Source organism: Candidatus Pantoea formicae (genome assembly GCF_011752625.1).
Lineage (GTDB): Bacteria > Pseudomonadota > Gammaproteobacteria > Enterobacterales > Enterobacteriaceae > Pantoea > Pantoea formicae.
The window spans coordinates 810,501-823,041 of record NZ_VWXD01000001.1 but is presented as its reverse complement, the minus strand read 5'-3'; the positions used below and the strand labels follow the sequence as shown (position 1 = coordinate 823,041).

At 50.0% G+C, this 12,541-nt stretch carries 14 protein-coding genes; 7 read left to right on the top strand and 7 right to left on the bottom strand.

The window, feature by feature from the left end; all coding sequences use genetic code 11:
- Positions 1–3: 3 nt before the first annotated feature.
- Positions 4–498, bottom strand: a complete 495-nt coding sequence (locus F3J38_RS03955) for a MarR family transcriptional regulator (protein WP_167135250.1) — start codon at positions 496–498, stop codon at positions 4–6.
- A gap of 121 nt (positions 499–619) precedes the next feature.
- Here F3J38_RS03955 and F3J38_RS03950 point away from each other — a divergent pair, with 121 nt between their 5' ends.
- The 3 genes from F3J38_RS03950 to F3J38_RS03940 all read left to right on the top strand — a co-directional run bounded on the left by F3J38_RS03950 (position 620) and on the right by F3J38_RS03940 (position 2,837).
- Positions 620–1,768 (top strand): MFS transporter, encoded by a 1,149-nt coding sequence (locus F3J38_RS03950; RefSeq protein WP_369410984.1) that lies wholly within the window; start codon positions 620–622, stop codon positions 1,766–1,768.
- Positions 1,769–1,858: 90 nt separating this feature from the next.
- Entirely contained in the window at positions 1,859–2,365 is a 507-nt protein-coding gene (locus tag F3J38_RS03945; RefSeq protein WP_167135248.1) for a DUF1543 domain-containing protein, read from the top strand.
- A 49-nt stretch (positions 2,366–2,414) separates the two neighbouring features.
- The gene (locus tag F3J38_RS03940; RefSeq protein ID WP_205298101.1) at positions 2,415–2,837 is read left to right on the top strand and encodes a nucleotide triphosphate diphosphatase NUDT15; all 423 of its coding nucleotides are present in this window, start codon (positions 2,415–2,417) and stop codon (positions 2,835–2,837) included.
- Here F3J38_RS03940 and F3J38_RS28350 read toward each other — a convergent pair.
- The 3 genes from F3J38_RS28350 to F3J38_RS03930 form a co-directional block, all read right to left on the bottom strand.
- Complete coding sequence (locus tag F3J38_RS28350) at positions 2,834–2,992, bottom strand: GNAT family N-acetyltransferase (RefSeq protein WP_369410983.1); 159 nt, start codon at positions 2,990–2,992, stop codon at positions 2,834–2,836. The genes F3J38_RS03940 and F3J38_RS28350 overlap by 4 nt on opposite strands.
- A complete protein-coding gene (locus tag F3J38_RS03935) occupies positions 2,989–3,294 on the bottom strand; it encodes a hypothetical protein (RefSeq protein ID WP_369410982.1) in 306 nt (101 codons plus the stop codon). Before F3J38_RS03935 ends, F3J38_RS28350 begins: the two co-directional genes overlap by 4 nt.
- 74 nt (positions 3,295–3,368) lie before the next feature.
- Positions 3,369–4,118: an SDR family oxidoreductase gene (locus F3J38_RS03930; RefSeq protein WP_167135246.1), complete on the bottom strand. Its 750-nt coding sequence runs from the start codon at positions 4,116–4,118 to the stop codon at positions 3,369–3,371.
- Between the two features lie 99 nt (positions 4,119–4,217).
- Between F3J38_RS03930 and F3J38_RS03925 the strand changes: the two genes are divergently transcribed.
- On the top strand, positions 4,218–5,120 hold the full coding sequence (locus tag F3J38_RS03925; protein ID WP_167135244.1) for an AraC family transcriptional regulator: 903 nt from the start codon (positions 4,218–4,220) through the stop codon (positions 5,118–5,120).
- On the opposite strand, the gene F3J38_RS03920 is transcribed toward F3J38_RS03925, so the two are convergent.
- Entirely contained in the window at positions 5,117–5,539 is a 423-nt protein-coding gene (locus tag F3J38_RS03920; RefSeq protein WP_167135242.1) for a DUF2000 domain-containing protein, read from the bottom strand. The two genes, F3J38_RS03925 and F3J38_RS03920, sit on opposite strands and share 4 nt — an antisense overlap.
- A 218-nt stretch (positions 5,540–5,757) precedes the next feature.
- On the opposite strand from F3J38_RS03920, the gene F3J38_RS03915 reads away from it, so the two are divergent.
- Complete coding sequence (locus F3J38_RS03915) at positions 5,758–6,219, top strand: Lrp/AsnC family transcriptional regulator (protein ID WP_167135240.1); 462 nt, start codon at positions 5,758–5,760, stop codon at positions 6,217–6,219.
- 243 nt (positions 6,220–6,462) lie between these two features.
- On the opposite strand, the gene F3J38_RS03910 is transcribed toward F3J38_RS03915, so the two are convergent.
- Positions 6,463–6,699 (bottom strand): hypothetical protein, encoded by a 237-nt coding sequence (locus F3J38_RS03910; RefSeq protein ID WP_167135238.1) that lies wholly within the window; start codon positions 6,697–6,699, stop codon positions 6,463–6,465.
- 660 nt (positions 6,700–7,359) lie between these two features.
- Here F3J38_RS03910 and F3J38_RS03905 point away from each other — a divergent pair.
- Positions 7,360–8,628, top strand: coding sequence for an HlyD family secretion protein (locus F3J38_RS03905; protein WP_167135601.1), 1,269 nt, complete (start codon positions 7,360–7,362; stop codon positions 8,626–8,628).
- Positions 8,621–10,747: a peptidase domain-containing ABC transporter gene (locus F3J38_RS03900; protein ID WP_167135237.1), complete on the top strand. Its 2,127-nt coding sequence runs from the start codon at positions 8,621–8,623 to the stop codon at positions 10,745–10,747. Before F3J38_RS03905 ends, F3J38_RS03900 begins: the two co-directional genes overlap by 8 nt.
- Positions 10,748–10,792: 45 nt before the next feature.
- Here the strand turns inward: F3J38_RS03900 and F3J38_RS03895 are convergent, their stop codons facing one another.
- Positions 10,793–12,229 (bottom strand): NAD(P)/FAD-dependent oxidoreductase, encoded by a 1,437-nt coding sequence (locus F3J38_RS03895; RefSeq protein ID WP_205298100.1) that lies wholly within the window; start codon positions 12,227–12,229, stop codon positions 10,793–10,795.
- Positions 12,230–12,541: the final 312 nt, after the last annotated feature.

Below are 12,541 nucleotides of genomic sequence, written 5' to 3'. Positions count from 1 at the left end.
TCTTTACCTGGAAACTTCCGTTGCCCGGAGGAGTTGGCTAAGTAAGGTTTGTAGCTGCAGTTGCTGCTCGCCACCAAGCGTGGCGAGCAGATCATTCTGCGTCTGCGTGTGGACCTGCAAGGCCTGTTCAATCTTCTCGCGACCAGCTTCCGTTAAGGTCACCAACATGCTGCGCTTATCGTTGGGATCAGCAATACGCTCAATCGAACCCACCTCGGCCAAGCGATTGAGACGATTGGTCATCGCACCTGATGTCACCAGCAGCGACTTATAAAGCTGTGTGGGGGTAAGGCGATAAGGTGCGCCGGCGCGACGAAGCGTGGCCAGTACATCAAACTCACCGTCACGGAAATGAAATGGGGCCAGTGCTTCGGCACGTGCTTTGGCCAGGTGCTTCATGATGCGTAGCATGCGGCCAAAAATGGCCATGGAAGAGGCATCCAGCTCAGGCATGGCGCTGGCCCACTGCTCGGTAACAAAATCGACGTGGTCGGTCATTTTTTCCTCTTTTGCTTTGGGGCAAAGGCTAAAACATTTGTTGCTTTGTGCGCATCCCTCTACCGCAACCTTAAAAAGTATCTTAACGTTGAGATACTTTTGGTGCACAAGGAGATGCAAAGTGAATCGTACCTTACCTGCAATAGGCATGTTTACCTTACTGGTTTTTATTATCGCTCTGAATTTACGGCCGATCATGGCGGCGATGGGGCCGCTGTTTCCTCTGCTACAACGTGATGCGCAGTTGAGTGCGACACAGATGAGTTTACTGACCACATTACCGGTCATCATGATGGGATTGGCTGCACTGGCGGGCCCCCTGCTGCTGCGTACGCTGGGGGAAGTTCGAGGGATCGCAGCGGGTCTGGTTTTGTTGGCACTGACATGCGTAGTACGGGGTGTAATGCCATCATCTTCGGTTTTGATTGGCAGCGCTTTGGCCGCTGGAGTGGGAATTGGATTGATTCAGGCGTTAATGCCCGCGCTGATTAAACGCCACTTCGCGGCAAGTGCGGGAACCTTAATGGCGATATTTACCACCGGAATCATGGCGGGAGCGGCAATGGCGGCAGCCACTGCGGCGCCGCTGGCAGACGCGCACGGACTTGGCATCACGCTGGCACTTCCCGTGGTTCCTGCCGTGATCGCAGTATTGTTATGGTTAATGGCTTTACACAGCGTTGTGCCGGCTAATGCGCAGCATCCTCCAGCAACTGCACGCAACAGCCGGGCTTGGTTGCTGATGGTGTTCTTTGGTATTGGCACAGGTGCCTACACCCTGGTTCTAGCCTGGCTACCACCGTTCTATATGCAGCATGGCTGGTTGCCACAGCAGAGCGGGTACGTGCTGGGTGCGCTGACGTTAACAGAGGTCGTCGCGGGTTTTGTTTTGTCTGCGTTGATTCATCGTTTTCGCGACCGCCGTCGCCCGCTACTGGTCGTGCTGAGCGCGATTTTACTCGGGTTGATTAGCCTAATGTGGTTTGGCGGCGCGCATGCATGGCTGCCGACATTGTTACTGGGGTTGGGCATCGGTTCTCTGTTCCCGCTTTCTCTCATCGTCACCTTGGATCATGCTCACTCACCGGAACAGGCGGGGGCGTTGTTATCCTTTGTACAGGGTGGCGGCTATTTGCTGGCAGCGTTAATGCCGCTGATTGCCGGTCTCGTGCGTGATCGTGCGGCTTCATTAGACAGTGCCTGGGCGATCATGAGTGTCGGGATTGTGCTGCTGATGGTGATGGCGCTGCGTTTCAAACCTCATCAGTAATAGGGTTAATTGCCATAAGAAACGGTTGTACCGCTGTGTATCTTGCTTTATAACGCGGATCTTCTCTGTCAATCACAAGGAAATGACCACGTGAACCTGTTTATCTTTTACGTTGGCGGTAATGCCGGTAAATCCAACATTGAAGTGCATGACATTCAGTTTGTCGCCGCTGAGCAGCCGGAAGAGGCTTGGCCTGCACTGCGCGAAGCTTGGTTTGGTGATGCGGATAAAATCCATGTTGATGGTTATGCGCGCATCACATGGGCGGACGGTTATCGTGTATCGCTGTCTGATAAACCTGCAACGGGCAGTGAAAAGCTGTTCTTTGTGAATGCCGGTGCGTACCATCCTTCGACGCTGGCTGAATTGCATGCTTTTGATCTGTTCGTAGCAAAAGATGTGAAGGAAGCAAAAGCCAAAGGCTTAGCCAACTTGCTGCCGGGTGCCGATCACCAGCACAAAGATAATCTCAAGGATGTGGATGATTGCCTGCTGCTGGAAAAGGTGGGAGACCTGTATATCCATTTAACGCCAGATGCCCAGGGTGAACCTTTCCGCCCAGAGTGGCAGGGCTATCAGCCGATTGGTATTGATTAACCGTGTTGGGCCGCCTTCCGTGGCGGCCTGCCACACTAGAGGAGCTATTATGTCACCACAAGTCGGCGTGGGCGTGTTGATTTTCCGCGACGGTAAGTTGCTGCTAGGGCGACGCAAAGGGAGCCATGGTTCAGGCGACTGGTCAGCGCCTGGTGGCCATCTCGAATTTGGTGAGTCACCGGAAGCCTGCGCTCAGCGTGAAGTGCTGGAGGAAACAGGTTTGGTGCTGGGTAAACTGCATAACGCCGCGTTTGTCAGTAACCTCTTCCCTGAGGTCAATAAGCATTACATTACGCTGCTACTAGTGGCGCATGGGTCGCAAGGTGAACCGCAGTTGATCGAGCCAGAAAAGTGCGAAGGCTGGCAGTGGTTCGAACCAAATGCCTTGCCGCAGCCGCTGTTCGCGCCACTGAGGACGTGGATTGAGCGTGACGGCGTCACCTATCTGAAGCAGTTAGCGCAACCCCACTAAAGTGGGAGTTTCATAATTGTGACTTCCTCATGTGAAACTTCTCGCTGTTCCACATCCTGCCAGCCGTAACGGCGATACAACGCCTGCTGGTCTGGGGTATACAGCCAGAGCGCGGGGATTGACCTCTGCCGCGCTTCAGCAATTAATCGCGTCACGAGCGCACTCGCCAGCCCCTTACCGCGATGTTCGCTGGCGGTGACCACCTCACCCAACCAGAATCGCGCTCACTGATATCACTTAATTCGTAATGGATAATGCTGGCCGTCGCCATCAATGCGCCGTCGGCACCGGTTGCCACCAAAGTGAGGGTTTGGGCATCTGCTGCATTGCGCAGATTGAGGCGCTGGCGAATCACATCCGCATCGTTCCAGTTCGGCAGATCCGACCATTCGTGATGCAGCATATGAACCACTGCGGAGATGAGTGATGGGGACTCTCTCAAAGTACTTATCTGCATGCTTGCTCCTCAAAGGCTAGCAGGTGACTATGACACCTTAACAGCTAGCCTAAAAGGGCATCTCTGAAGTTTTATCAATAACCTACTTCATTCGCCACCGCCACTGCATCTTCCCCTGCCGGAATTCGCATCGGTGCGTTTGGGTCGGTAGCAGCTTGCCACACGGCAGCGGCCACATCTTCAGCTTTCGTGGTGGGTTGAGGTTGCTGCATTCCCGCCATGATCCCATCAAGCATTGGCTGATAAGCGGCTAAGAAGGTCTCTTCCATACGTGGCATGGCGTTTTTACCAAAATCGGTAGTAGGCGCAAGGCCCGGTAACACCAAATGCACCTTGACGTTAAACGGCTGTAGCTCTATTGCCAGTGATTCGGTAAAGGCATTCACAGCGGCTTTACTGCCGGTGTACACCGCCAGCAGCGGCAGTGATTTCAGCGTCACAGTTGACGTCACATTAATCACTGTACCGCTCCGTTTAGCGCGGAACTGCGGCAGCACGGCTTGGGTCATGGCGATAGTGCCGAGCGTGTTAGTCTCAAACACCTCGCGGACCGTCGACATCGGTGTGCCTTCCAGCGAGGTCAGCACCCCGATGCCCGCGTTGTTCACCAGCACATCAATATCACCTGCCTCGGCAATTGCCTTTTTGATGCTCTCGGTGTTACTGACGTCCAATGGTAGCAGTCGCAGGTGTTCAGACGCAGGGAACAACTCGGGGCGCGGATGGCGCATGGTGGCAATCACCTTCCAGCCGCGTTCAAGAAAATAACATGCCGTGGCGTAACCAAAGCCGGAAGAACAACCGGTGATTAGAATCGTTTTCATCTTTCACTCCTGCATTGCATTGGGTAGACGCTCACTATAGAGTCAGTGCGATGGACTCACTACAACGCAAAGTCCATGTTTCATTCGCAGGAGTCCATAATGATCGATCCTTTAGCGGAGATGGTGTCTCTGCTGCAGCCGCAGGCCGCTTTTTCTAAACGCGCGCGCGCAAATGGTCGCTGGCGTGTAAATCGCAGTGAAACAGGCCAGCCATTCTACTGTCTGGTTCTGGAAGGTCGCAGTCAGCTCAAAATGAAAGGTCATGATCCCATCGCGCTTGAGCAGGGCGATTTTGTGCTGATCCCGGCTGCTTGGGAGTTCTGCATGACCAGTGCTGAGCCGCCCGCCAGCGATGCGCCGGACACGCTACCGCAGATGCTGGCCCCCGGCGAATTCTGGATAGGTGACCTACAGCAAACGGCTGAGGTGCAAACGCTGATTGGTTACTGCCAGTTTGGCGCACCCGACGCGGGTTTAATCGTCTCGCTGTTGCCGCAGTTTATTCACATTCACGGTGAAACGCGCCTCGCCACTTTAGTACAATTGGTGATGGATGAGTGTCGCGCCCAGCGTCCTGCACGTCATGTCGTACTGGAGCGGTTGTTGGAACTGCTGCTGATTGAGGCATTACGCTCGATGCCCATCTGCAATACCTCCCCCGGTGTGATGCGCGGGTTGGCAGATGAGCGCCTCGCCTCTGCTATCCGTGAAATGCACGCTAAACCGGCACATTCCTGGACGGTTGCGCAGTTAGCCAAAGCCGCTGCGCTGTCACGGTCTGCCTTCTTCGTGCGCTTCCGTGAAGCCGTAGGTGTCGCGCCGATGGTTTATCTGCTCACCTGGCGCATGGCGCTGGCGAAAAACTTGTTGCGCGGGAAAAACATGGCGGTGGCCGATGTCGCTGAACGAGTGGGTTATCGCTCGGCGAGTGCATTCAGCGTGGCATTTACCCGCTACGTCGGCCAGCCCCCGGCCTGGTTTGCTGCAGGGCAGGACCTTTAACGATAAAGCTTCAGATTGCCCGTCAGTCGTGTGATTTTCTTCTTCGGGCCGATCAAGCCAATCGCCACCAGTTCAATATTGTCACTGTTGGCGCTGGCGATACGTTCGCCGTATTCGTCATAGGTTTTGCAGGATTGTGCTAATGCGCTGAATGGCATGGCAAAAATATCAGTATCCGCGCTGCTGATCTTTTGTAGTTCACGCAGCGTGTTCCCCTCGGCTAACAGGACAGGGAGCGGCGCATAAATGACACCGGGATAATTTAATCCATCCTCACTTTGCCGGTCCGGTCCCACCAAATTCTCTATCAGCTTACCGAAACTGATGCCGATAACACTGGCCGCATTCATTGCTAGCCCTGCAGGCAGTTGGTTATCGATAACGATGGTACAGCGATGGTGGTTGGCATCAAATTGCATGTATTAACTCCATAAGGGGTGAGAATTTCCACCACGCGAGCGCTTCGTCGGTCGTGGCTCTTGCCGGCGCGCAGTGTTCACGGCGCATTTCACTGTGCCTGGTAGGGAAAATTATGTGGCAGTTGAGGAGAAAAGTGCTTGCTGAATACCTTGAATAAAGGATGAATTAGGGATAAACCATTCTGAAATGCACAATTAAGAGAAAGGAATATCCAGTTATGAGTTTAAGTAAGACAGACGTTAAAATTCTTGAGCATCTGCAGCAGGATGCACGTATCACCAATCAACAACTCGCCGATACCATCGGCCTGTCTGCTTCACCCACCTGGCGTAAAGTGCGTAAGCTCGAAGAAGATCAGGTGATCCAAGGGTATCGCGCCGTGCTAAATCGAAGAAAGATTGGCCTAAATGTGATGGTATTTGTGCGCGTGACCATCGACAGCCACAGCGAAACCGAAGCGAGAAAATTTGAAGCAGAAGTGATGGCGCTGGAAAATGTGGTGTCGTGTTACAGCATTGGTGGCGATGCCGATTTCTTATTGCAGGTGGTCTCTGCCGACATGGATGCTTATGCAGAATTCGCCATGTCAGTGATCCGTCGATTGCCAGGCATCAAAGAGATGCAGAGTATGTTTGTATTGAAAGAGGTAAAGGGGGTGACCGGCTTGCCTTTGTCATGAACAGGAAGCGCCCTCGGATACCCAGGTCGTCTGTTGAACGGTTGCTGCACGGAAAGAGTAAAGCTATTACCGCATGGCACTGCCGCTGGAAAAATGACGGACATACGTCTCCACAGGCATCAGATATGACCCGGCATTATCCTGTTCAGATACAAAAAGGGCATCAATCCTGAGCCACTTTGCAGGTAGTCATGACATAGCTTTCTTAACGTTAATAATATCAGCAGCTTAACAGTCGAGGCTTTAACCTGTGATATACATTAACCATCCCATAATGCTTAAAGCGGATGTGAGAATATATCCCACGCCTTCACCTGCCATATAGCGGCGCATCGTCATATCTAACTGACCTATTTTGATTTTTTTGCGCTGTTCATCATCAGTTGAATTGAGGACGGTACGAAATGCTGCTATGCCATTGGTCAGAAAAAGTGCGCAGACTGAGGCGACAGTGAGTGTAAGGACATCATGAATTTGCATCGGAGTAGCTTCTGGTGATTAAAATTGAAGCTTGATTTTAAGGCATTGGCTTAATCGATTCAGTTCAAATTTATCTATTATTGCTATCGCTTAAAGGTAACTTACGAAGGCTTTTACTTGGCCGTTATTAATAATTTTGGTTATTCGCAGCAACCTTTTCCCATATCCTTCTAAAACAACTTGCTGATTTAATTGCGGAAATTTATCTTAAGTAATGCGCTTCAATCTCTCATCGCAGTGACCTGCGTTCAATTGTTTGATAAAGGTGATAATGATGTTAACCATATGTAGCATAACATCATAATGCCGGCACTCATTACTTAGCAACCGTCTCCCGGATAGTTTTTATCATAACTACTATTACGACAGAGAGTCAGTTTACACATTACTTGATGATAAGGTGGCTAAAATACCCCGCATTTAAATAATTTGAATGGATTTTCTCTAACATGTAGTGTTTTTGTATTTGATGCTGTTACGCATTAAGTTAAAAATATAAGTTAATTAACCCCGCATCTTAGTGATCCTGCTCCAAAAAATTCGCATTCAGATAGGGTTTTTTTGCAATTTAATAAGTTAGAGAATACATTCTCAGCGAACCTCTTTGTTGAGGGTTGCTGATAAGGTTGTCTTGGCTTTTAGTTTTATGGGATTGTTATGATATTCAGAAAGGAAGCTGTAAATAACAAAGTCTGGCAGGGGCGGGCTATTGCCATTACGGGAACACCTTTGTGGCTTGTTATGTCAGTGAGTGTTCTTTTTATCTTTGTGCTATTCGTCTTTTCCATAACAGGAAATTACACCCGAAGAATTAAAGTTGAAGGAGAGGTTTCTAGCTATCCCCGAACGGCGTCTTTATATTCAAGCGTGCAGGGTGTGGTGGTAGAACAGTATGTCAGCGTAGGACAAAATATAAGGGCCGGTGAGCCCATCTACAAAATTGATGTGAGCAAAACCAGCCAAAGTGGCGTGATGAGCCTCAATCAACGTCAGGAAGTTAAGTCACAACTTGCACGTATTGATCAAATTATACAACGACTAGAAAACAGTAAGAAAAACACTCAGGAAATGCTGGAGCGGCAGAGAGTGCAGTATCTCACGGCCTACCAGCGTTCTAGTGAAATTCTGGAGCATGCGCAGGAAGGGATTCGGATTGCGAAAAAAGACATGGACAACTATCGGGATTATCAACGCAAGGGATTCATTAACCGTGATCAACTCAATAGCCAAGTGGCGATGTATTATCAACAGAAAAACAATTTATTGAGTCTCGCTGGTCAACATGAACAAAATGCATTGCAAATTATCACTCTGGAAAATCAGTTGAAAATACAATCCGCTGATTATGATAATCAAATCCATCAAATGGAACTGCAGCGGTTTGAACGGCAAAAGGAGCTACTGACTATTGATGCCAGTGATAGCATTATTGTCCGGGCATTATCTGACGGTCGCATCGATTCACTCAGTGTGACTGTGGGACAAATGGTCAATGTTGGCGAGAGCTTGGTGCAGTTATTACCTCATCATATTGACTATTATGCGCTGGTTATGTGGGTACCCAATCATGCGATACCCTATTTATTGGTAGGAGACCGCGTCAATATTCATTATGAAGCTTTTCCCTCACAAAAGTTTGGTCGCTTCTCGGGTACGATTGCTCTGATATCCAAATCCCCAGCGTCAGCACAAGAAATGTTGACATGGAATGGTGCCCCTAAATCCTCCCTCGCTGACCGCAGTACTTGGTATAAGGTCACTGTCAAACCCGATAAGCAAACGCTTTTTTATGCGGGACGAGAAGTCAGTCTGGAAAATGGCATGAAGGCAGAGAGTACGTTATTTTTGGAAAAAAGACGCATCTATCAATGGATGTTTTCACCGCTCTACGATTTAAAACAAAGTGCGACGGGTCAGATTGATGGATAGGATAATCGTTAAGCGCATAATCGAAAAGTTGGATATTAAACTGGGCCGCCATACCCCTTTAATACAGCAGAGTGAATCTGCAGAATGTGGACTCGCTTGCCTGGCGATGATTTGCCGCCACTATGGTAAAAATGTTGATCTAATGAGTTTACGTCACCAATTTAACCTTTCGGCGCGGGGTTCCTCTCTCAGTGTACTGGCGCAAATTGCGGAGCAATTAGGACTGGCTACACGTCCACTCTCTCTTGATATTGATGAACTGAGTGCTTTGCGGACGCCATGCGTTCTGCACTGGGAATTCAATCATTTTGTCGTGTTGATAAAGGTACAAGGTCAGCAGGTAACGTTACATGACCCCGCGACGGGCCGACGTAAGATGACCTTAGAAACCCTGTCGCAAAGTTTTACCGGGGTTGCGCTAGAAGCATGGCCAGACAGCACCTTCAGCGCTGAAGTTCTTCGCCATCAATTTAGTGCCAGCAAGCTTATACGCGGTGTATATGGCATTAAGCGCGCATTAGGAAAAATATTTTTCCTATCGCTAGTGCTTGAAACCATCAATCTCTTATTACCGATCGCCACTCAACTTGTCATGGACCATGCCATTCCCGCGAGCGATTCAGGATTACTGACGCTGATCTGCTGCGGGCTTATGATCTTCATTTTGCTACAGGCGGCGGTAAGTATGCTTCGCGGTTGGTCATCGTTGGTTCTCGCTACGCTGATCAATGTGCAGTGGCAGGCAAAACTCTTTAAGCATCTCCTGCGTTTACCATTGGATTATTTTGAACGGCGAAGACTCGGCGATATCCAGTCCCGTTTTGGTTCTCTCGATGTACTGCGAAGTACTTTCACTGCAAGCATCGTGGGCGCCATGATGGACAGCATTATGGTCATTAGCGTCCTGATAATGATGAGTCTCTACGGTGGATGGTTAACGTGGATTGTGGTGGGGTTTACCGCAATTTATGTGCTGATGAGGATTGCCACCTATGGCTATTATCGTGAGTTATCTGAGGAGTCATTAATTAAATCTGCACGTGCAAGTTCCTATTTTATGGAGACACTCTACGGTATCGCTACCGTGAAAATGCAAGGAATGACCACTCGGCGCGGCAATCATTGGCTTAATCTTGAAATCGACAACATTAATACCGGGATTCGAGTCAGCAAGATAGATATGTTATTTGGCGGAATTTACACCTTCATCGCGGCATGTGATCAGATAGTCATATTGTGGATAGGAGGGCATTTGGTTATCGGTAATCAAATGACGCTCGGCATGTTTGTCGCTTTTGGCGCATTTCGCAGTCAGTTCTCTGAACGCGTCAATTCACTGACCACCTTCCTGTTACAGCTTAGAATGACAAGCTTGCATAATGAACGTATCGCAGACATTGCGCTTCATCCAAGCGAAAATCGTCAGCCCGAGGTCGCTGCTCCGCTTGCATTTAAGCCAGTTGCAATAGCAACCCAGGATCTTTGTTACCGCTACGATAACCACGCGCCACTCACATTTCGTGACCTCAACATCAGCGTAGATCATGGCGAGTGTGTGGCGATTGTTGGGGCATCAGGATCAGGAAAGACGACACTGATGAAGTTACTCTGCGGACTGTTTACTCCGGCGAGCGGAAAAATTGAAGTCAACGGTATTGATGTCCAACAACTCGGGCTTAATAACTACCAATCAATGATTGCCTGTGTCATGCAAGACGATAAGTTATTTGCAGGGTCAATCAAACAGAACATCAGTGGATTTGTTGATGAAATAGATGAAGCCTGGATGCAAGAGTGTGCGCAGATGAGCTTTATACATCAGGTGATCATGGCGCTACCGATGGGATATGAAACGCTCATTGGTGAATTGGGGGAAGGGCTATCCGGTGGTCAAAAGCAGCGTCTGTTTATTGCCCGTGCACTGTATAAAAAACCGGGGCTTCTATTTATGGATGAAGCGACCAGCGCACTGGATGTTGAAAGTGAGAAACGTGTCAATGAGGCGGTTAAACAACTCGCCATCACTCGCGTCATTATTTCGCACCGAGAAAGCACCCTTGCGACTGCAGACAGGATTATCGTCTTAGAAGATAGCAATGTGTCAGTTGAGGTTGATTGATACCTTAAAACAGGCGGCGCTGAGGCCGCCTGTTCAGTTGCGGTATTATGCCTCTAATCCCGCATTATGCATGCCGCGGCGGAGTGTGAAGTTCACACCCATCGTCAGGAACGGATCCGGTGGATTCCATTCTGGTTTCGGCAGCGAATGCAGATAATCGATGGTTTCGTTGCTTTTGCCCGCCAACCAATCGGCTAGCATGGTGCCCATTGCGGTACAACGCACGGTACCCAAACCGTTACAGCCCAGCGCGCCATAGACATTCTTGCGCAATTCGCCCCACAAACTAGAGCCGTTGCGCGTCATGCCCAGACCGCCACCCCAGGTGTGTTCAAAAGGCACATCTTTCAAGGTTGGGTAACGACGCTCAAACGATTGGCGATGCGTCTGGCGATATTTTTCGGTAAAGCCGGGCTTGTGGCGTCCATCTTCGTTAAAGCTAAAGCTGTTACGGATCAGGATACGGTTGTCGTGGGTGCGACGTGACGTCGTACCGAACGGATCTGCCGGGATGATGCCCCAGAAATCTTCACCGCCGATGCTGTCCTGCTCAGATTTGGTCAGAGGACGGGTCAGGCTACCGTAGGTAAAGATAGGGAAAATCGTACGCGGACCGAAGCCAAAGTGGGTGCCAAACGCATTGTTCGCGAGGATCAGCTTATCGGCGGTAATGCGGCCGGTAGCATGATGCAGCACGATCTGAGGTTCATACTCAATGGCCGTAATCGGCGTCTCTTCATACAGAGTGACGTTGGCTGGCAAGGTATCGGCCAAACCTTTCACCAAGCCAGATGGCTGAACCAGAATGGTGCCCGGCGTGTAGAGCGCTTTACGGTAGAAGCTGGTGCCGAAGATATCTTTCAGCTCGCTACCTTCGATGAGTTTGCACTTTTCACCCAGCGCCTCAAGGCCGCCACGATAGGCATTCAATACCGCAATGCCGCTGTCTTCCACCGCTGCCTGATATTTACCGGAATGGCGCATGTGTGCGTCGGTAATATTATGCTCTTCCACCAGATCTTTCAGGATACGCTGACCTGTCTGATTCAGGTTTAAGATGTTACGCGCGACCGCTTTATCACCAATATAGTCTGGCGCGCTGATGTCATGCGGCACATCAATCAAGAAACCGGCATTACGCCCGGAAGTACCAAAACCAACCTGCTGCGCTTCTACCAAAATCACCTGATCGTCAGGGAAGTTCAGCGCCAGACGACGTGCAGCGGCCAGACCGGCAAACCCTCCACCAATCACCACCCATGGTGCTTTGGCATCACCGACCAGCGCCGGTTTTGGAATGCGCTTTTGGCTGGTATGGAACCAGCCAGGCGTAGGATCGTCTGAAGGCAGCGCATCAATACGCAGCAGCGATTCAGGATCGTTTGGCACACTGTCTGTCAGCAACGTTGCGCCACCGCCAGCGGCAATCACACCGGCACCGATTCCTGTGCCAACCAACAATTTCCTTCTGGAAATACCCATTTAAACAAGACTCCATGATGTAGATGAAAAGAGTGAATTGCCCGCTACGCCTGAAACCTGCTGTTGCAGCGACGTAACGCATTGCCATAAACGTTGTCATTTTTGTTTTTATGTATACTTGAGGTATACATGATGTATTCGGATTATTTCGATTTGTAAAATCTGTGTCAACCCGTTTGTTGATGAATAGGGCCAAGTGAGGTGAGAAAGAGCCTGTTGTTAAGAGCGAGGGGGAGGAAATGACGGCTAGAAGAAAAGGCTAAGGTAGGCAGAAATCACATTGGTGAGATGCGCATGACTGCGCATCTTCAG